Here is an 18,395-nt window from a genome sequence, read left to right as displayed (position 1 = left end):
ACCCATGAGCATCACGGAGAAAACCGAGCGCGAAGGGCTGGGCGCGGCAGGCGCGCAGCTCAGCACGGCACCGGCGGACACCTTCGCCGAGGCGCCCGCGCTCGGTGTACTGGGCTGGACGCGCTGGATGTGGCGGCAGCTCACCTCGATGCGGGTCGCCCTGATCCTGCTGTTCCTGCTGTCGCTCGCGGCGATCCCCGGCTCGCTGATCCCGCAGCACAGCGACCAGCTCAAGGTCGCCGCCTTCAAGGTCAAGCACCCCACGGTCAGCCCGTTCTACGACCGGGTCGGCCTCTTCCACGTCTACAGCTCGCCGTGGTTCTCGGCGATCTACATCCTGCTGTTCATCTCGCTCGCGGGCTGCATCGTGCCGCGCAGCTGGCAGTTCGTCGGCCAGTTGCGCTCCCGGCCGCCGGGCGCCCCGCGCCATCTGACCCGGCTGCCCGCGTACAGCACCTGGCGCACCGACGCGAGCCCCGAGGAGGTGACCGAGGCGGCCCGCAAGGCGCTGCGCGGGCGCAGGTTCCGTACCAGCGTCAGCGAGACCTCGGTGGCCGGCGAGAAGGGCTATCTGCGGGAGTTCGGCAACCTGGTCTTCCACATCTCGCTGTTCGGGCTGCTGATCGCGTTCGCGCTGACCTCGCTCCAGAAGGCCGAGGGCGGCAAGCTGATCGTCGAGGGCGACGGCTTCGTCAACAACCTCACCCAGTACGACGACTTCGGCGGCGGCACCCTTTACGGCGCCGACGATCTCCAGCCCTTCGGCTTCCACCTGGACAGCTTCGACTCGAAGTACGCCACGAGCGGCCCGGAGAAGGGCACCGCGCTCCAATTCCGCGCCAACATCCACTCCTACGAGGGCGCCGACGACAGCAAGGCCGTCAAGGGCGAGATCTCCGTCAACCACCCGCTGAGCATCGGCGGCGAGAAGGTCTACCTGATCTCGCACGGCTACGCGCCGGTCGTCACGATCAAGGACGCCAAGGGCAATGTGACCCGCGCGATCGTGCCGTTCCTGCCGCAGGACACCGCCCTCACCTCGATCGGCGTCATCAAGGCGCCCGACGCCATCGGCAAGGACGGCAAGCCGGACGCGCTGGGCTTCCGCGGCATCTTCACCCCGACCTTCGCCCTGGACGCCAAGAACGGCCCGCACTCGTCCTTCCCGACCCTCCAGTACCCGGCGCTGATCCTGAACGCCTTCCACGGCGACCTCGGCATGGACGCCGGCATCGCGCAGAACGTGTACCAGCTCGACGCCACGCACATGAAGCAGTTCCAGGACGCCGACGGCCAGCCGTTCAGCAAGGCCATGAAGGTCGGTGACACGATGGAGCTGCCCGACGGCGCGGGCAGCCTCACCTTCGACGGCATCAAGACCTGGGCCAGCTTCACCATCTCCCACCAGTCGGGCAACGAGGCCGCGCTGATCAGCGGGGTCGGCGCGATCCTGGGCCTGGCGGGCTCGCTGTTCATCCAGCGCCGCAGGATCTGGGTGCGCGCGGTCCGCGCCGAGGACGGTGTCACCGTCGTCGAGATGGGCGGCCTGGGCCGCAGCGAGTCCGCGCGGATCGCCGACGAGATCGGCGACGTGGCGCTGCAACTGCTGCCGGACGCCCCCGTCACACCGGACGACGAGGCACCACCACCGGAATCCGAGACCCCAGCCGTGAACGACGACGAAGGAGCGCGCGCGTGAACATCGCTGCCGCGGTCAACGAGAACTTCGCGAACTACAGCAACTATCTGATCCGCTCGGCGATGTTCGTCTACGCCCTCGCCTTCCTCGCGCACCTGGCGGAGTGGGTCTTCGGCGGGCGCAGCAAGATCGCCGTGCAGTCCGCGGCGCTGATCGCCGAGGCGGAGGCCAAGGAGGCCGAGGCCGAGGCGGCCAAGCAGAAGGCGGCCCAGCAGGTCACCGTCAAGACGGCGACCGGCGGCACGGTCACCCTGGAGCGCCCCAAGGTCGTCACCCGCGCCTCGGCCAGCGACCGCGGCATCGCGGACGGCCCCGGCGCGGCGGGCGGCAACGAGAAGGGCGACCTCTACGGCCGGATCGCGGTGTCCTTCACCGTGCTGGCCTGGCTGCTGCACGCCTCGGGCGTCGCCTTCCGCGCGGCCTCCGTGCAGCGCGCCCCCTGGGGCAACATGTACGAGTTCTCCACCACCTTCGGCGCGGTCGCCGTCGGCGCGTACCTGCTGCTGCTGGCGCTCAAGAAGGACGTGCGCTGGATCGGGCTGTTCCTGACCACCTCGGTGCTGCTGGACCTGGGCCTGGCCCTGTCGGTGCTCTACACCTCCAGCGAGCAGCTGGTGCCGGCGCTGCACTCGTACTGGCTGTGGATCCACGTGTCGTGCGCGATCATCTCCGGCGCGATCTTCTACCTGGCCGCGGTCGGGACGCTGCTCTTCCTCTTCCGCGACCACTACGAGGTCGCGGTGACCGCGGGCAGGGCGAGCGACGGCCGCTGGGGCGACATCATGCGGCGGCTGCCGTCCGCGGCGAGCCTGGACAAGTTCGCCTACCGGATGAACGCGCTGGTCTTCCCGCTGTGGACCTTCACCATCATCGCTGGCGCGATCTGGGCGCAGGCCGCCTGGGGCCGCTACTGGGGCTGGGACCCGAAGGAGACCTGGGCGTTCATCACCTGGGTCGCCTACGCCTGCTACCTGCACGCGCGCGCCACGGCCGGCTGGAAGGGCCGCAAGGCCGCGTATCTGGCGCTGATCGCCTTCGGCTGCTTCCTGTTCAACTACTACGGCGTGAACATCTTCGTCAGCGGCAAGCACTCCTACGCCGGGGTCTGACGAAGCTGTCGGAGCGGGATGCGAGACTGGCGCCATGGCTTACGACGATCTCCGCTCGTTCCTCCGGGCGCTGGAGAAGGAGGGCGACCTGCGGCGGATCACCGCCGAGGTCGACCCGTACCTGGAGGTCGGCGAGATCACCGACCGGGTGAACAAGTCCGGCGGCCCCGCACTCCTCTTCGAGAACGTGCGGGGCTCGGTCGCGCCGCTGGCGATGAATGTCTACGGCACCGACCGGCGGATGCTCAAGGCGCTCGGCCTGAAGGCGTACACCGACATCGGCGAGAAGATCGCCGGGCTGCTCAGGCCCGAACTGCCGCACGGCTTCGTCGGGGTGCGGGAGGCCTTCGGGAAGCTGGCCGGGATGGTGCACGTGCCGCCGAAGAAGGTCAAGGCGGGCGACGCGCCGGTGCAGGAGGTCGTGCTCACCGGTGACGACGTCGACCTTGACGCGCTGCCCGCGCTGTTCACCTGGCCGCAGGACGGCGGGTCGTTCTTCAACCTGGGCCTGACCCACACCAAGGACCCGGAGAGCGGCGTACGCAATCTGGGCCTCTACCGGCTGCAGCGGCACGACCGGCGCACCATCGGCATGCACTGGCAGATCCACAAGGACAGCCGCAACCACTACCAGGTGGCCCAGCGGCGCGGCGAGCGGCTGCCGGTGGCCATCGCCTTCGGCTGCCCGCCCGCCGTCACCTATGCCGCGACCGCGCCACTGCCCGGCGACATCGACGAATACCTCTTCGCCGGCTTCGTGCAGGGCAGGCGGGTGGAGCTGGTGGACTGCAAGACCGTGCCGCTCCAGGTGCCGGCCCAGGCCGAGGTGGTGATCGAGGGCTGGCTGGAGCCGGGCAAGACGCTGCCCGAGGGGCCGTTCGGCGACCACACCGGCTTCTACACCCCGCAGGAGCCCTTCCCCGCGCTCACCATCGACTGCGTGACGATGCGCAAGCGCCCGCTGTTCCAGTCGATCGTGGTCGGCCGGCCGCCGACCGAGGACGGTCCGCTGGGGCGGGCCACCGAGCGCTTCTTCCTGCCGCTGCTCAAGATCATCGTGCCGGACATCGTGGACTACCACCTGCCGGAGGCGGGCGGCTTCCACAACTGCGCGATCGTCTCGATCGACAAGAAGTACCCCAAGCACGCGCAGAAGACGATGCACGCGATCTGGGGCGCGCACATGATGTCGCTCACCAAGCTGATCGTGGTCGTCGACGCCGACTGCGACGTCCACGACCTGCACGAGGTCGCCTGGCGGGCGCTGGGCAACACCGACTACTCCCGCGACCTGACCGTCGTGGAAGGACCTGTCGACCACCTCGACCACGCCTCGTACCAGCAGTTCTGGGGCGGCAAGGCGGGCATCGACGCGACCCGCAAACTGCCCGAGGAGGGCTACACGCGGGACGGGGGCTGGCCGGAGATGGTGCTCTCCGACCCGCAGACGGCGGCGAAGGTCGACCGCCGATGGAGGGAGTACGGCCTGTGAGTGCGGAATCCGCCACCACCCCCGACCTCGTCCGACCGCAGCCCGGTCCCGACCGCCGGGTCAAGGCCTTCCTGCGGCTGGTGATGATCGAACACTCGATCTTCGCGCTGCCCTTCGCCTACATCGCCGCCCTCACCGCGATGTTCCGCGACGACGGGCATGTGCACTGGGTCGAACTGCTGCTGATCACGGTGGCGATGGTGGGCCTGCGCACCTTCGCGATGGCCTGCAACCGGATCATCGACCGCGAGATCGACGCCCGCAACCCGCGCACCGCGACCCGTGAACTGGTCACCGGCGCCCTGTCGGTACGGTCCGCGTGGACCGGCGCGCTGATCGCCCTGGTGGTCTTCCTGGGGGCAGCCGCGCTCCTCAACCCGCTGTGCCTGGCGCTCGCGCCGGTCGCGGTGGTGCCGATGGTGGTCTACCCCTACGGCAAGCGCTTCACCGACTTCCCGCACGCGATCCTGGGCGTGGCACAGGCGATGGGCCCGATCGGGGCGTGGCTGGCGGTGACCGGGTCCTGGTCGTGGGACGCGGTGATACTCGGCCTCGCGGTCGGGGTGTGGATCGGCGGCTTCGACCTGATCTTCGGCTGCCAGGACGTGGCCGCCGACCGGGCGCACGGCGTGAAGTCGGTGCCCGCCCGCTTCGGCATCCCGGCCGCCCTCCACGGCGCCCGGGTCTGCCACGCCGTCACCACGGCCCTGCTGGTCTGGTACGGGGCGGCCACGGACGCGGGCGGCTTCTGGTGGGCGGGCCTCGCGGTGGTCGGCGGCGCCTTCCTCTACGAGCACTCGATCGTACGGCCGCACGACCTGAGCCGGCTCAACCGGGCCTTCTTCACGGTCAACGGCGTGATCGGCATCACGCTCTTCGTCTTCGCGCTCCTCGACCTGCTCGCGCGCGGCCTCGGCAACTGAGTCGCCGGGCCGCGCGCGGGGGTCGTACGGGTCAGCGGCTCACTGGTCGGCGTCGAGCCCGCCGAGGTCCAGGCTCAGGCTGTCGAACGGCTTGTCGGTGTGCTTGGCCGTGCCGGCGCCCGAGGAGTCGTCCTCGCCCATGTCGCCCAGCTGCGTCATCACCAGGCCCATCAGGTCCTGCGGGTTGAGCGTCTGGGCGCCCGAGGGGGCGCTCACCGGGTCCGCGCCGCCCTCGACGGACAGGTCGAGCGGCAGCTTGCCGTGGATCGAGTCGTCGAACTGCGCGAGGTCCACGGTCAGGTGGGTGAGCTTGCCGTCCTTGATGGCGAGGTCGAGCGCCACCACCTTGTTGGGCACGTCGTTGAGGCTGTCCTGCAGCGAGCCGGGCAGGTCGCCGGCCAGCGAGCCCATGCTCTTCTTGAGGTCGTCGGCGAACGGCTTGGCCGGCACGGCGACCTTGAGGTGGTCGGCGCCGTCCTTCGAGCCGAGGTCGGTGATCTTCGCGTTCTTGGTCAGCGACTGCTGGAGCGGCGCGAGCAGTTGGGCGAAGGTCTTGTGCCCGAGGTCGGTCGGCAGCGCGGTCGGCAGGTCGGTGGGCAGGCCGAAGCCGCTGAGCGGGGAGTCGTCGGCGCCCGCCGGGTCGTCGGCGCCGTCCGAACCGCCGGCGCCGGCCGAGTCCTTGTCGTCGCCCAGGGTTTTGGCGAAGTCCGCGAATGCCTTGGCGTCGATCGACACCCAGCCGCCCTTGGCGAGCGTCTTGACCGAGTTGAAGGACGACGGCAGGTCGTCGACCGAGCCCAGCATGCCGTCGAGGTCGGACAGGCCGGCGTCGCCCGAGGTGTCCAGCGCCGCGAGGCCCTTGATGTCGACCCGGACGTAGAGCTTCTGGTCCACCGACCGCAGGCCGACCAGTGTCTTGCCCGCCTTGCCGCCGGTGCCGCCGCCGGCCACTTCGAGGCCGAACGCGCTGCCCTTGTCGTCGCCCTTGACCTCGGCGAGCGCCTTGTCCGCGCTCAGCGACGTCGTCACGTGCAGTCCGGCGAGCATGTCGGCGTCGGCGCGCTTGAAGTCGTCCTGGTCCTTGAGCGCCGCGAAGATCTGGTCCGGCGTGCCGTCGAAGGAGAGGCCGAGCGTCACCGACTTCTGCTCGCCGAGCTTGGTGAAGGCGTTGGTGACCTTGCCCTGAGGGGTGCTGGGCTCATCGGTGCCGCACGCGGCCGCCCCGCTGGTTATCAGCGCTACCACTCCGGCGGCGACGAGACCCTTGCGCATGGTGATGATGGCGAACTCCTTGGAAGCCGCGACGGGGTCGCGGAAAACGGTGTGGGGGGCCGTGTCGGACTGACAGGAGCAGCGTAACTGTGCGGATGCTGTGATCTCCTGGGGGTTTCCGGCTGACTTGTCGTGACCGGCGTTGCCGGAAGGCGGCAACTAAGGGGCTCAGGTGCGGGACTTCAAGGACCGGGGCTCGGGGAGGGGGCTCAGGCGGACACCGCGACCGTGCGCTCCCGGAAGAGGAACGCGGCGACCACGCCGCCGACCAGCCCGAACAGATGTGCCTGCCAGGACACCCCGTTGGCGGACGGCACCACGCCCCACAGGATCGAGCCGTAGAGCACGCCGACGATCAGGCCCACGATGACGTCCAGCGGTCGCCGGTCCACGAAGCCGCGGCTCAGTAGATAGCCGAACAGGCCGAAGATCAGACCCGACGCGCCCAGCGTGGTGGTGTGCGCGGGGGCGATCAGCCACACCCCGAGGCCGCTGATGATCATGATGGTCACGGCCACCGCGAGATAGCGGCCTATGCCGCGCAGCGCCGCGATGAAGCCCAGCACGAGCAGCGGCACGCTGTTGGACGCCAGGTGCGCGAAGCCGACGTGCATGAACGCGGCCGGGACGATGTCCAGCAGCTCGCTGCCCTTGCGCGGGGTGATGCCGAAGGTGTCGAGCCGCTGGCCGCTCAGCGCGTTCACACCCTCGATCGCCCACAGCAGGGCGAGCCAGCCCAGCATCAGCGCCCCCGCCGCGGCCACCCGGCCGCCGGCCCGCAGCGGGGAGGTCAGCGTGTCGAGCAGGCCCGAGCGTGGTCGCGCGGCCCCGCCGGCGGTCTGTCCGTATGCCACCGAATCCCCCCTGACTCCAGTGCCTTCCACCGTGCACAACGCCCGCCGCCGGTACCCGGTTCCCGCTTCGGCGGCTTTGCCCGGGTCCGGTTACGCTCGTCCGCGTGGACGACATTGCGCAGGGCCGCGCGCGCAACCCCTGGGTGGTCGGCGTGTCCGGGGCCTCGGGGACGCCGTACGCCGCCGCGGTGCTGCGCGGGCTGCTGCACGCGGGCGAGGACGTCGACCTGGTGGTCAGCAGGGCGGCCAGGCTCACCCTGCTCGACGAGACCGGCGCCGGCTTCCGTGACGCCCACTGGCGCGAGGACCTGGACCGGCTGCTGGCCCGCGGCGCCGACGGCACCGCCGACCGCTACCCGCCCGCCGACCTGTCGGGCGTACGCCACTGGCCGGCCGGCGACCTGGCCGCGGGGCCGTCCTCGGGGTCGTACCGCAGCAAGGGGATGCTGATCGTGCCGGCCAGCACCGCCTGCGTGGCCGGGGTGGCGCTCGGGCTGTCCAAGGACCTGTTGCAGCGGGCGGCGAGCGTCGCGCTCAAGGAGCGCCGGCCGCTGGTCGTCGCGGTACGGGAGACCCCGCTCGGCGGCCAGACGCTGCGTCATCTGGTGGCGCTCGACGACGCCGGGGCCGTCGTCCTGCCCGCCTCGCCGGCCTTCTACACCGGCGCGGTGCACATCCAGGACCTGGTCGACTTCGTCGCGGGCCGGGTGCTGGACGCGGCGGGCGTACCGCACCAGCTGTATCGCCGCTGGCAGGGGGAACTGGGCCGGGCGGCGCAAGAGGCCGGTGCGGCGGCAGCCGGGGGAGCAGATGCGCAGGGCGCGGACCCGTTCATGCCTTAGATTCGTGTCCAGACAGCGCAGTCGTGGCACGAACGGGAGGGTCCCTTCTGATGGACGCGGTGGACAGACAGCTCATCCAGGCGTTGCGCGAGAACGGCCGGGCGTCGTACGCGGAACTGGGCCGGCTGGTGGGCCTGTCGGGCCCCAGCGTCACCGACCGCATCAACCGCCTCGAACAGGCCGGAGTGATCACCGGCTACCGTGCCACGGTCGCCCCCGCCGCCCTCGGCCTGGGCGTGACCGCCCTGGTCGGACTCCAGCTCAGTGACGCCGCCGACCACGAGGACGTGGCGGGCAGGCTGCGCGACCTGGACGAGATCGAGGACTGCTGGTTCATCGCCGGCGACGACTCGTACATGCTCAAGGTCAGGGTCGGCGACGTCGACGGGCTCGAACACACGATCCGCAGGCTCTCCGGCACCAAGGGCGTCGCCCGCACCCGTACCACGATCGTGCTGTCCACCAAGTGGGAGAACCGGGTCGGCGCGCTGCCCGAGGAGCCGTAGGAGGGGGCACCTCCCGGCCGACGGCCGGGGGCGTACTGTCGAAGCCGGTTCGACCCGGCAGGAGGAGGAGCGCATGGACGCGGGGCTCAAGCGGGAGCTGGAGGAGAAGGTCTACGCCGGCGAGCGGCTGACCCGGGAGGACGGCATCGCCCTCTACGAGTCCGACGATCTCGCATGGCTGGGCGGACTCGCGCACCACGTGCGCACCCAGAAGAACGGTGACGTCGTCCACTTCAACGTCAACCGGCACCTGAACATGACGAACGTGTGCACCGCCTCGTGCGCGTACTGCTCCTTCCAGCGCAAGCCGGGCGAGAAGGACGCGTACACGATGCGGATCGAGGAGGCCGTCCGGCTGGCCAAGGCGATGGAGGCCGACAGCCTCACCGAGCTGCACATCGTCAACGGCCTGCACCCGACGCTGCCGTGGCGCTACTACCCGCGCTCGCTCAAGGCGCTCAAGGAAGCACTGCCGCAGGTGTCGCTCAAGGCGTTCACCGCCACCGAGATCCACCACTTCGAGACCATCTCGGGCCTGTCCGCCTCCGACATCCTCGACGAGCTGATCGACGCCGGCCTGGAATCGCTGACCGGCGGCGGCGCCGAGATCTTCGACTGGGAGGTGCGCCAGCACATCGTGGACCACCGCACCCACTGGGAGGACTGGTCGCGGATCCACCGCCTGGCGCACTCCAAGGGCCTCAAGACGCCCTCGACCATGCTCTACGGCCACATCGAGGAGCCCCGGCACCGGGTCGACCACGTGCTGCGGCTGCGGGAGCTCCAGGACGAGACCGGCGGCTTCCAGGTCTTCATCCCGCTGCGCTACCAGCACGACTTCGTGGACATGAAGGACGGCAAGGTCCGCAACACCTTGCAGGCCCGCACCACGATGGCCACCGGCGCCGAGGCCCTGAAGACCTTCGCGGTCTCCCGGCTGCTCTTCGACAACGTGCCGCACGTCAAGGTCTTCTGGGTCATGCACGGCCTGTCCACGGCCCAGCTCGCCCTGAACCACGGCGCCGACGACATGGACGGCTCGGTCGTGGAGTACAAGATCACCCACGACGCGGACGACTACGGCACGCCGAACAAGCTCACCCGGGACGACATCCTCGACCTGATCAGGGACGCGGGATTCCGCCCGGTCGAGCGCAACACGCGTTACGAGATCATCCGCGAATACCCCGGCCCGGACGGGTCGCGGCGGGAGTCGCCGCAGCCGATGCGGGTGTGACGCGGGCCACGGCGCCCGGGTTCGGGTAATGGCTACCCTGCTCGCATGACCCTTACGTGTGAGCTGGATCCGACGGTCGACGAGGAGTTGCGCGAGGGGATCCTCGCGCTGTGGACCGATGTGTCCAACGCGGGCGGCGCGGTCGGCTTCGTGCCGCCCGTCACGCCCGAGGACATCCGCCCCGACTGCGAACGGTCGCTCGCCGCGGTCGGGGCCGGGCAGCGGCGGCTGATCGTCGGCCGCGACGAGGAGGGCCGCGTCGCGGCCACGGCCTTCCTGGCGTACAACGACCACCGGCTCATGACGCACTGGCTGTGGGTCTACACGGTGATGGTCCATCCGCGGCACCAGGGGCGCGGCTACGGCCGCACTCTGATGGCGGCGGTCGAGCGGGTCGCCCGGGGCTTTCACGGTATCGAGGCGATACGGCTCACGTGCCGGGGCGGCACGGGGGCCGACGCTTTTTACTCCGCGTGCGGTTACAAGGAGGTCGGCCGGGTGCCGGCCGCGATCCGGGTCGCCCCGGGTGACGACCGCGACGACATCATCATGCTCCGCGTCCTGTGACTCCGCCCCAGGCCGTCCGTCCCTCGCGGTGCCCCCGCGACCAGCCGTGCCCCTCCGCTGGCGCGGGCCTGGGGGGTGCCGGCTGCGTCGGCGGGTGCGCTTCCGCCGGCGCAGGGCTGGGGTGCTGGCTGCGTCGGCGGGTGCGCTTCCGCCGGGCGCGGGGGTCTGGCGGTTCCCCTTCGGCAGGGGGGTGGTGCCCCCTGGGCTGCGGTCTTCTGCGGTTCCCCTTCGGTAAGGGGGTGCCTACCAGGGGCGCGGGGAACTGCGCGAGCAACCCACCACCGGCCGGTGGTCCGGGGCGGACCGAGGAGACCCTTCGGGTCGGTGGCGGCCCGCGCGTGGGTGGTGGGCTGGGCGCGCCGTTCCTCGCGCCCCTGGGGTGGTGCGGTCCGTCCGGACGTGACGGTGGGTGGGGGCTGGGCGCGCAGTTCCTCGCGCCCCTGTAGGGCGCCCTCCTGCGTGGTGGCAGCCCTGGCCCGCGGCAGCGGTGGGGCGCCCTCCTGCGTGGTGGCAGCCCTGGCCCGCGGCAGCGGTGGGGCGGTCCCGGGCGGAGGGCAACCGGCCCAGGCATGGGGCGGCGGGGGCGTACCCCGCGTAAGGGGTACCCCAGGCCCGCGGGGGTGGGCGTCGGCTCACAGGGAAGGCGTGCTTCACTGGGAGCATGCTCCGATACACCGCCCTGCGCTTCGGCCTCATCGTCGCCAGCTTCGGTGTCATCTGGGGCCTGGTCCGGCTGCACATTCTGCCGGCCGGGCTCGGTGACTCGAACTACTTGTGGGTCGCGCTCCTCGCCCTCGTCGTGTCCGCCCCGCTGAGCTGGGTCCTGCTGCGCGGAGTGCGCGAGCAGGCCGCGCTCACGGTCTCGCAGCGGGTCGAGCGCACCCGGCTCAACCTGATCGCCAACACCGAGCAGGAGGACGCGGCCGACGACGCCGCGCGCGGTGACGCCGCGAGGGACAGCGCGCCCCGCACCGCCTGATGCCGGCTGCCGGCAGCCGGCGGGTGCCGCGGGCGGAACGCGAGCGGCAGATGCTCGACGCGGCCGTGGCGACCTTCGCCCGGCGCGGCTACCGGGCCGCGTCCATGGACGAGATCGCCGAGGCGGCCGGGGTCAGCAAGCCGATGGTCTACCTCTACCTCAACTCCAAGGACGAGCTGTTCACCGCGTGCATCCGGCGTGAGGCCGACGCCCTCGCCGCGGCGGTACGTGACGCCGTCGAGGAGGGTGTCGGCCCGGAGCGCCAGCTGTGGAGCGGTTTGCTCGGCTTCTTCGAGCACACCGCGGCCCACCCCGACGGGTGGACGATCCTGTACAGCCAGGCCCGTACGGTGGGCGAGCCCTTCGCCGCCGAGGTCGCCGTCCTGCGGGCGGAGATCGTCGACTTCGTCGCCGGGCTGATCGCGGCGGCCTGCGGCTCGCAGGACGTGGCCGGCTACGCCCACGCGCTCGTGGGCGCCGCCGAATCCCTCGCCGGGTGGGCCGCGTCGTCCCCCTCGCCCGCGCTGAGCGGCGAGGACCTCGCGGCCACCCTGATGAACTTCGCCTGGTCGGGACTCGCCGCGCTGCTGCCGCCCCCGGCGGGCTCCCCGCCGGGGGCGCCGGCCGCCTGGCGCGGCCTCAGCAGTCGGGGATGACCGTCCCGTTGTTGTCCTTCGCCTCGTCGTTGCCCCAGCGCGAGAGGTAGTACGCGGACACGTACTGCTTCGCCGGGCCGCTGTCGGGGTCGGTGCGCAGCCACCAGTGGTTGTAGGACGAGCCGCTGCCGATGTTGCGGCCCCACGCCTTGCAGTAGACGTAGTTCGTGCCGCCGTTGAGCGTGCCGGTCTGCGCGGTGCTGGTGGGCGAGGCGTAGACGGGGGCGCTGGCGAAGGTGTCCATCCAGTATTCGGTGCCGGCGGGCGGCGGGGCGGCGGCCGAGAAGGTGACGGTGACCCAGTCGTTGCCGGTCATGCCGAGGCCGTCCCAGAAGGTGCCGTCGGCCAGGTCGATGCCGGCCGGGTTGCTGACGGCGCGGCCGAACTCGTCGTGGCCGCCGTTGTAGCCGCTCTGGTAGGCGGCCTGCGCCTCGGGGGTGCCCTGCGGAAGGTCGCCCCAGGACTGGCGGGTGCCCGGCGGGTTCCAGTAGTCGTCGGTGGTGTTCCACGGGCCGACGTCCCAGATCGGGGCGGTCTCGCAGCGGCTGCCGTGGCAGACGGTGACCTGGTAGGTGCGGCTGCCGTTGCTGTCGAGCAGCCGGCGCGAGGGCAGCGCCACGAAGTGGTCGCGGTTGGCGATCACATGGCCGTTGGCGGTGGTGCCGCCGACCAGGCCCTCGCGGGTGGCGAACACCCGGTAGGCGGCGGCCGCCGCCTGCGGCCGGGCGACTGCCCCGGGCTGCGGCGCCGCCGCGTCCAGCCGTACCGACGACACCGACGGGGCGGCGGCTCCCGCGGGCGCGCTGAGCACCAGGCGCACCTGGACGGCGGAGACGGGCGTGCTGAAGGTGACCGCGGCGCCCGCGGCGGCCGTCGTCCACTGGGTCCAGACGCCGGACGCGTCGCGGCCCCTGACGTCGGTGTCCACGGCGGACCCGGCCGGCCGGGTCGCGGCGGTCCGTACGGTCAGCGCGGGGACGGCCGAGCCGAGCGCGGTGACCGGCGCCGTGTATGCGCCGTAGGAGCGGCCCGCGGGCATCGCCGCGGGGTGGGCGCGCAGGTCGCGGACCGTCACCCGGCCATGGGACAGGACGGTGTTGTCGGACCCGGCTGCCGTCAGATCGACCGGCCAGCTCGTCCTCGCGGCCGACGCGGCGGCCTCCGGGCGCGCCTGGGCCGCACCTGGTGTCGCCAACGACACGAGGACGGCGCCGAGGGCGGCGGCCACGACGGACATACGGCGCCTTGCTGCGTGCATCTGCCACCTCGCGGTAGGGGAGTCGCTGCGGTCGTGCGTCGCAGTGGTGCGGGGACCCTAGCCGCGGCCGTTCCCGGGCCACAAGGAATTGGCATATACATGGCAGAAAGGTGCTACGGGCGGCGCCCAAGGCGGGTCAGGATCCGGCTCAAGGTGTCGCCGTCCGGCGGCGCGGACAGTGCGGGGGCGAAGGCCGCGGAGGCGGCCGGGACCGCCATTGCCAGCGGGAGTACGGCCTCCACCAGGTCCGCGTCCGGGGTGAAGGGGACCTCCAGGGTGGTCGCGACGTCCCAGGCGTGGACGACATAGTCCAGGAAGTGGAAGCCGATGGCCCGCGCGGCGGGGAAGGCGGGGCCGCCCGCGGTGAATTCCGGCAGCGCGAAGGGCTGGTCGCCGTCCGCCACGTCCGCGAAGGCGGCGAGTACGTCCGCCGCGGCGGCCTCGTGGTCCGCGACCGGGTCGGCGCCGCCTTCGGCGGCCCAGACCGCGAGGTCGCCGCCGCGGCCCCTCGCGGCGGCGGCGAAACCCCGGTGCTGAGCCGTCATATGGGCGAGCAGGTCGGCCAGGGTCCACCCGGCGCACGGTGTGTCCCGGACCAGATCGGCTACGGTCGTCTGCCGGACGAGCCCGGCGCTGAGCCGGACCGCCCTCGCGTCCAGCGCGCGCATCCGTGCGAGATCGGTAGGCATATGCTTATCGTGTGCTCGTGCACATCATCTGTCAAGGGAGCACCTCGGTATGTCCGCCCCGCCCCGCAGGGACCTCGCGGCGATGATCGTCCCCCTCGGCCGCGCGCTGACCGCGGCCGAACTCCCGGTGCTGCGCGAGCACGGCCTGACCATGTGGGCGTACTCCGTCCTGCTGCGGCTCGACGAGCAGCCGCTGCGCAGCCAGGCGGCGCTGGCCGGGGCGATCGGCGCGGACAAGACCCGGATCATCGAGGTCCTCACCGACCTCGGCGACCGCGGCCTGATCAGCCGCACCCCCGACCCGGCCGACCGCCGGGTGCGGCTGCTGGCGCTGACCCCTGAGGGCCGCCGGATACGGGACGCGGCGCAGGCCGCGATCCAGCGCCGGGAGGAACGGCTGCTGGCCCGGCATCTGTCGCCGGGCCAGCGCGCGGGCCTGCTGGACGCCCTCCAGGCGCTGGCCGCGCTGCCCCCGGAGGCGGTCAGCGACCCGGAGCCGTGACCGTACCGGTGGCAGCGGTCAGCGGCGCGGAACCGTGACCGTACCGCTGACGGTGACGGTGACGGTGACCGCACCGCTGACGCTGACGCTGACGGCGGTCAGCGGTCCGGAGGTGTGACCGTGCCGGTGACGTGGACGCGGGGGCCGGAGCGGACCTCGAAGCGGTCGCCGCGGGCCGCGTACTCGACGGTGGACGGCAGCAGGACGGGCTGCCGGAAGTCCGCGGTGACGCCGGTCGCGCCCGGGTGTTCCGCCGCGCACCGGGCGACCGTCCACATCCCGTGCACGATGGCCCGCCGGAAGCCGAGCGGACGGGCGGTCAGCGGGTACAGGTGGATCGGGTTGTAGTCGCCGCTGACCCGGGCGTGCTGCCGCCCGAGCCCGGCCGCCAGCGGCCACCGCGCCACCACCGGCAGTTCCGCCGCGTCGGGCGCCTGCCCGGCCGCCTCGTGGGAGCCGGGGACCCGGTGTCTGGCCAGGTAGCTGCTGCGGTCCTCCCAGACCAGCTCGCCGTCCACCCGCGCCTCGGTCACCACCGTGACCTCCGTACCCCGCCGGTGCGGGCGCAGCCCGGCCGCGTGGACGGTCAGGTCGGGGCGGTCGGCGGCGGTGAGCGGCCGGCGGCTGCGGATGGTCACCGAGGTGTGCACCAGGCCGAGCAGCGGCAGGGGGAAGGCGCGGGCGGCCATGAGGCGGGCCGCGAGCGGGAAGCCGAGGATGTGCGGGTAGGTGAGCGGGAGTTCGGCCCCACCCGGGGCGTAGCCGCACACGCGGGCGTACGCGGCCAGGCGGGCCGGCTCGACCCGTACCGCCGGCTCGGTCAGCCGGTCCCGCGGCACTTCCGCACTGGCGGAGGGGTGCTTGCCCAGCCCGGTGAGTACGCCCCGGCCCAGCGTCAGCAGCAGCGGCGCCATCTCAGGCGCCCAGCAGGGACTGGCCGCAGACCCGTACGACCTGGCCGTTCACACCGCCGGAGGTCGCCGCCGACAGCCAGGCGACGGTCTCGGCGACGTCGATGGGCAGGCCGCCCTGCCCGAGGGAATTCATCCGGCGGCCCGCCTCGCGGATGACCAGCGGTACGGCCGCGGTCATCCTGGTCTCGATGAAGCCGGGGGCGACCGCGTTGGCGGTGATGCCGCGCCCGCGGACCTCCGCGTCGGCGGCCAGCGCGCGTACCCAGCCGATGATCCCGGCCTTGGAGGCGGCGTAGTTGGTCTGCCCGGCATTGCCCGCGATGCCCGCGATGGAGGCGGTGCCGACGATCCTGGCGTGCTCGTTGAGCGCGCCCGTCTTGAGCAGGTGGCCCGTGGTCCGCAGGACGCTGCCGAGGTTGACGTCGATGACGCTGCTCCAGCGGTCGGCGGCCATGTTGGCGAGCTTGCGGTCCCGGGTGATGCCCGCGTTGTGGACCAGGACGTCCAGGCCGTCCGGCAGCGCGGCGGCGATGCGTTCGCCCGCGTCGGGCGCGGTGATGTCGAGCGGCAGCGCGCTGCCCCCGAGCCGGGCCGCCACCTCGGCGAGCGCGTCGCCCGCCTGCGGCACGTCCAGGCAGACCACGCGGGCGCCGTCCCGGGCCAGGGTCTCCGCGACGGCCGCGCCGATACCGCGGGCGGCGCCGGTGACCAGCGCGGTCCTGGCGCCGCCCGCCGGCACCTCGGGCGCGGGGCCGACCTCGATCACCTGCCCGCTGACATAGGCGGACCTGGGCGAGAGCAGGAAGTCCAGGGTGGAGTCCGCGGCGGCGCCCGGGGCGAGCCGCACCAGCTGGACGGTGCAGCCGCGGCCGATCTCCTTGCCCAGCGAGCGGACGAAGCCCTCAAGTGCCTGCTGGGCGGCGGCATGCGCGAGGCCGCCGTCCTGCGGCCGGGCGCCGAGCACGACGATCCGCCCGCAGGGGGCCAGCGAGCGGGCCAGCGGGTGCAGGGCCGCGTGCACGCCCCCCAGGCCTTCCGGGTCCGCGACCCCGGCGGCGTCCAGCACGACGGCCCCGTACGTACCCGTGCCGTCCGGCACCGCGTCGCCCGCGGTCAGCCGCAGGACGGGCCCGGGCAGCTCCGGCGTCCGCTCCGACCAGCGGCGCAGGGCGGCGGGCTGCGGCAGGCCGAGGCGGCGGGTGACGAAACGGCCGGGGGCAGTGCCGGTGAGGCGGAGATAGCGGTCGGCCATTGGCCTTCTCCTTACTCTGGAGTAAGTTTACCGGCGGTAAGGCTACTGGTGAGTCACGCAGATCGGAAGTTCGGGAGACCGCATGCAGACCGTCCGCCGGGTCGCCGTCATCGCCGGCAACCGCATCCCCTTCGCGCGTTCCGACGGCCCCTACGCCACAGCGTCCAACCAGGACATGCTCACCGCCGCGCTCGACGGCCTCGCCGAGCGCACCGGGCTCGCCGGCGCGCGGGTCGGCGAATTCGCGGCGGGCGCGGTCCTCAAGCACAGCCGGGACTTCAACCTCGCCCGCGAGACCGTGCTCGGCTCCGTCCTCGACCCCGCCACCCCCGCGTACGACCTCCAGCAGGCGTGCGGCACCGGGCTCCAGGCGGTCTTCGCGGTCGCCGCGAAGATCGCGCTCGGCGTCATCGACTCCGGCATCGCGGGCGGCGCCGACACCACGAGCGACGCGCCGCTCGGCGTCAACGACGAGCTGCGCAGGACGCTGCTCGCGGCCCGGCGCGCCAAGACGGCGGGCGGGCGCGCCCGGGCACTCACCGCGGTACGCCCGCGGCACCTCGTGCCGGAGATCCCGCGCAATGCCGAGCCCCGCACCGGCCTGTCGATGGGCGAGCACGCGGCCCTCACCGCCGCGCGCTGGGGCGTCACCCGGCAGGCCCAGGACGAGATCGCCGCGACGAGCCACCAGCGGCTCGCGGCGGCGTACGAACGGGGCTTCCTCGACCCGCTCGTCACGCCCTACCGCGGGCTCACCCGCGACCAGAACCTGCGGCCCGACTCGACCGTCGAGAAGCTCGCCCGGCTGCGCCCGGTCTACGGCGGCCCCGGCGGCACGATGACGGCGGGCAATTCCACGCCGCTCACCGACGGGGCCGCCGTCGTCCTGCTCGGCAGCGAGGAGTGGGCCGCAGAGCGCGGACTCGAACCGCTGGCCTTCCTGACGGCCTACGAGACCGCGGCGGTGGACTACGTGTCCGGCGAGGAGGGGCTGCTGATGGCGCCCGCGTACGCCGTGCCCCGGATGCTCGCGCGGGCCGGGCTCGGGCTCGGCGACTTCGACTTCTACGAGGTGCACGAGGCTTTCGCCTCGCAGGTGCTGGCGACGCTGGCCGCGTGGGAGGACAAGGCGTACTGCGCGGAGCGCCTCGGGCTCGACGCGCCGCTCGGCTCCGTCGACCGGGACCGGCTCAACGTCGCCGGCTCCTCCCTCGCGACGGGGCATCCCTTCGCGGCGACCGGGGCGAGGATCGTGGGCACACTGGCCCACCTGCTCGCCGAGCGGGGGAGGGCGGGGCGCGGGCTCATCTCCGTCTGCGCGGCCGGGGGCCAGGGAGTCACGGCCGTCCTGTCCCGCCCCTGACCCGCGGTCACCTCGCCCCTGCGGCGGGGCCGAGCCGCTCGGTGCCCCCTGCTGCGGGGGTGCCCACCAGGGGCGCGGGGGACGGCGCGCTCAGCCCCCGCCGGGGCGCGGGCCGTCACCGACCGAAAGGGTCTGTCCGGTCCGCTCCGGACCACCGGCCGGTGGGTGGTTGCTCGCGCCGTTCCCCGCGCCCCCCGGGGGGCACCCCCTTGCCGCAGGGCACCGCGGCACCACCGCCCCCGGAGGGAAGCGCGCCGCCCGCCGCAGGGGCGGCCCCGAGG

General features: G+C 72.6%; 18 protein-coding genes. 12 read left to right on the top strand and 6 right to left on the bottom strand.

The features are described from left to right. The first annotated feature begins 4 nt into the window (after window positions 1–4). From resB to mqnP, 4 genes are read left to right on the top strand one after another with little or no spacing between them, the layout of a single operon-like run. The gene (resB, locus tag OHA86_RS15250) at window positions 5–1,699 is read left to right on the top strand and encodes a cytochrome c biogenesis protein ResB (RefSeq protein WP_329175805.1); all 1,695 of its coding nucleotides are present in this window, start codon (window positions 5–7) and stop codon (window positions 1,697–1,699) included. Beyond that, entirely contained in the window at window positions 1,696–2,808 is a 1,113-nt protein-coding gene (ccsB, locus tag OHA86_RS15245; RefSeq protein WP_329175804.1) for a c-type cytochrome biogenesis protein CcsB, read from the top strand. Before resB ends, ccsB begins: the two co-directional genes overlap by 4 nt. A 34-nt stretch (window positions 2,809–2,842) precedes the next feature. Next, window positions 2,843–4,300, top strand: a complete 1,458-nt coding sequence (locus tag OHA86_RS15240; protein ID WP_329175801.1) for a menaquinone biosynthesis decarboxylase — start codon at window positions 2,843–2,845, stop codon at window positions 4,298–4,300. Then, window positions 4,297–5,223 carry a menaquinone biosynthesis prenyltransferase MqnP gene (gene mqnP / locus OHA86_RS15235; RefSeq protein ID WP_329175800.1) on the top strand — a complete coding sequence of 309 codons (927 nt, stop codon included), beginning with the start codon at window positions 4,297–4,299 and terminating at the stop codon, window positions 5,221–5,223. The genes OHA86_RS15240 and mqnP overlap by 4 nt, the downstream gene beginning before the upstream one ends. Window positions 5,224–5,262: 39 nt before the next feature. Here the strand turns inward: mqnP and OHA86_RS15230 are convergent, their stop codons facing one another. Next, complete coding sequence (locus tag OHA86_RS15230) at window positions 5,263–6,495, bottom strand: hypothetical protein (RefSeq protein WP_329175799.1); 1,233 nt, start codon at window positions 6,493–6,495, stop codon at window positions 5,263–5,265. A gap of 209 nt (window positions 6,496–6,704) precedes the next feature. Beyond that, window positions 6,705–7,238, bottom strand: coding sequence for a rhomboid family intramembrane serine protease (locus OHA86_RS15225; RefSeq protein ID WP_329182415.1), 534 nt, complete (start codon window positions 7,236–7,238; stop codon window positions 6,705–6,707). Between the two features lie 215 nt (window positions 7,239–7,453). On the opposite strand from OHA86_RS15225, the gene OHA86_RS15220 reads away from it, so the two are divergent. The 6 genes from OHA86_RS15220 (at window position 7,454) to OHA86_RS15195 (ending at window position 12,136) form a co-directional block, all read left to right on the top strand. Next, window positions 7,454–8,191 (top strand): UbiX family flavin prenyltransferase, encoded by a 738-nt coding sequence (locus OHA86_RS15220; protein ID WP_443054345.1) that lies wholly within the window; start codon window positions 7,454–7,456, stop codon window positions 8,189–8,191. Window positions 8,192–8,241: 50 nt separating this feature from the next. After that, entirely contained in the window at window positions 8,242–8,697 is a 456-nt protein-coding gene (locus tag OHA86_RS15215) for an Lrp/AsnC family transcriptional regulator (protein WP_329175798.1), read from the top strand. A 73-nt stretch (window positions 8,698–8,770) separates the two neighbouring features. Further along, entirely contained in the window at window positions 8,771–9,934 is a 1,164-nt protein-coding gene (gene mqnE / locus OHA86_RS15210) for an aminofutalosine synthase MqnE (protein ID WP_329175796.1), read from the top strand. Between the two features lie 45 nt (window positions 9,935–9,979). Then, window positions 9,980–10,501, top strand: a complete 522-nt coding sequence (locus OHA86_RS15205; RefSeq protein ID WP_329175793.1) for a GNAT family N-acetyltransferase — start codon at window positions 9,980–9,982, stop codon at window positions 10,499–10,501. 661 nt (window positions 10,502–11,162) lie between these two features. Then, window positions 11,163–11,480 carry a DUF4229 domain-containing protein gene (locus tag OHA86_RS15200; protein ID WP_329175792.1) on the top strand — a complete coding sequence of 106 codons (318 nt, stop codon included), beginning with the start codon at window positions 11,163–11,165 and terminating at the stop codon, window positions 11,478–11,480. Then, the gene (locus tag OHA86_RS15195) at window positions 11,480–12,136 is read left to right on the top strand and encodes a TetR/AcrR family transcriptional regulator (protein WP_329175791.1); all 657 of its coding nucleotides are present in this window, start codon (window positions 11,480–11,482) and stop codon (window positions 12,134–12,136) included. Before OHA86_RS15200 ends, OHA86_RS15195 begins: the two co-directional genes overlap by 1 nt. On the opposite strand, the gene OHA86_RS15190 is transcribed toward OHA86_RS15195, so the two are convergent. After that, window positions 12,120–13,373 (bottom strand): SH3 domain-containing protein, encoded by a 1,254-nt coding sequence (locus tag OHA86_RS15190; RefSeq protein ID WP_329175789.1) that lies wholly within the window; start codon window positions 13,371–13,373, stop codon window positions 12,120–12,122. The genes OHA86_RS15195 and OHA86_RS15190 overlap by 17 nt on opposite strands. Window positions 13,374–13,507: 134 nt before the next feature. Next, window positions 13,508–14,083, bottom strand: a complete 576-nt coding sequence (locus OHA86_RS15185; RefSeq protein WP_329175787.1) for a TIGR03086 family metal-binding protein — start codon at window positions 14,081–14,083, stop codon at window positions 13,508–13,510. Window positions 14,084–14,132: 49 nt separating this feature from the next. On the opposite strand from OHA86_RS15185, the gene OHA86_RS15180 reads away from it, so the two are divergent. Then, window positions 14,133–14,585 carry a MarR family winged helix-turn-helix transcriptional regulator gene (locus OHA86_RS15180; RefSeq protein WP_329175786.1) on the top strand — a complete coding sequence of 151 codons (453 nt, stop codon included), beginning with the start codon at window positions 14,133–14,135 and terminating at the stop codon, window positions 14,583–14,585. A gap of 98 nt (window positions 14,586–14,683) precedes the next feature. On the opposite strand, the gene OHA86_RS15175 is transcribed toward OHA86_RS15180, so the two are convergent. Together OHA86_RS15175 and OHA86_RS15170 are read right to left on the bottom strand one after the other, a co-directional pair. Then, window positions 14,684–15,499, bottom strand: a complete 816-nt coding sequence (locus OHA86_RS15175) for a MaoC/PaaZ C-terminal domain-containing protein (protein WP_329175784.1) — start codon at window positions 15,497–15,499, stop codon at window positions 14,684–14,686. Between the two features lies 1 nt (window position 15,500). Then, window positions 15,501–16,751, bottom strand: a complete 1,251-nt coding sequence (locus tag OHA86_RS15170; protein WP_329175783.1) for a 3-oxoacyl-ACP reductase — start codon at window positions 16,749–16,751, stop codon at window positions 15,501–15,503. Window positions 16,752–16,833: 82 nt separating this feature from the next. On the opposite strand from OHA86_RS15170, the gene OHA86_RS15165 reads away from it, so the two are divergent. Further along, complete coding sequence (locus OHA86_RS15165; protein ID WP_329175782.1) at window positions 16,834–18,114, top strand: acetyl-CoA C-acetyltransferase; 1,281 nt, start codon at window positions 16,834–16,836, stop codon at window positions 18,112–18,114. Window positions 18,115–18,395 lie beyond the last annotated feature (281 nt).

The organism is Streptomyces sp. NBC_01477, from assembly GCF_036227245.1.
Taxonomy (GTDB): Bacteria; Actinomycetota; Actinomycetes; order Streptomycetales; family Streptomycetaceae; genus Actinacidiphila.
The sequence above is the reverse complement of the archived record's forward strand: the minus strand, read 5'-3'. Positions and strand labels throughout refer to the sequence as shown.

Bases quoted from the DNA above. Each gene is read 5' to 3' on its own strand.
- resB (WP_329175805.1), top strand. From the start codon at position 5: ATGAGCATCACGGAGAAAACCGAGCGCGAAGGGCTGGGCGCGGCAGGC.
- OHA86_RS15240 (WP_329175801.1), top strand. From the start codon at position 2,843: ATGGCTTACGACGATCTCCGCTCGTTCCTCCGGGCGCTGGAGAAGGAG.
- OHA86_RS15230 (WP_329175799.1), bottom strand. From the start codon at position 6,495: ATGCGCAAGGGTCTCGTCGCCGCCGGAGTGGTAGCGCTGATAACCAGC.
- OHA86_RS15225 (WP_329182415.1), bottom strand. From the start codon at position 7,238: ATGCTGGGCTGGCTCGCCCTGCTGTGGGCGATCGAGGGTGTGAACGCG.
- OHA86_RS15215 (WP_329175798.1), top strand. From the start codon at position 8,242: ATGGACGCGGTGGACAGACAGCTCATCCAGGCGTTGCGCGAGAACGGC.
- mqnE (WP_329175796.1), top strand. From the start codon at position 8,771: ATGGACGCGGGGCTCAAGCGGGAGCTGGAGGAGAAGGTCTACGCCGGC.
- OHA86_RS15205 (WP_329175793.1), top strand. From the start codon at position 9,980: ATGACCCTTACGTGTGAGCTGGATCCGACGGTCGACGAGGAGTTGCGC.
- OHA86_RS15200 (WP_329175792.1), top strand. From the start codon at position 11,163: ATGCTCCGATACACCGCCCTGCGCTTCGGCCTCATCGTCGCCAGCTTC.
- OHA86_RS15195 (WP_329175791.1), top strand. From the start codon at position 11,480: ATGCCGGCTGCCGGCAGCCGGCGGGTGCCGCGGGCGGAACGCGAGCGG.
- OHA86_RS15190 (WP_329175789.1), bottom strand. From the start codon at position 13,373: ATGTCCGTCGTGGCCGCCGCCCTCGGCGCCGTCCTCGTGTCGTTGGCG.
- OHA86_RS15185 (WP_329175787.1), bottom strand. From the start codon at position 14,083: ATGCCTACCGATCTCGCACGGATGCGCGCGCTGGACGCGAGGGCGGTC.
- OHA86_RS15180 (WP_329175786.1), top strand. From the start codon at position 14,133: ATGTCCGCCCCGCCCCGCAGGGACCTCGCGGCGATGATCGTCCCCCTC.
- OHA86_RS15175 (WP_329175784.1), bottom strand. From the start codon at position 15,499: ATGGCGCCGCTGCTGCTGACGCTGGGCCGGGGCGTACTCACCGGGCTG.
- OHA86_RS15170 (WP_329175783.1), bottom strand. From the start codon at position 16,751: ATGGCCGACCGCTATCTCCGCCTCACCGGCACTGCCCCCGGCCGTTTC.
- OHA86_RS15165 (WP_329175782.1), top strand. From the start codon at position 16,834: ATGCAGACCGTCCGCCGGGTCGCCGTCATCGCCGGCAACCGCATCCCC.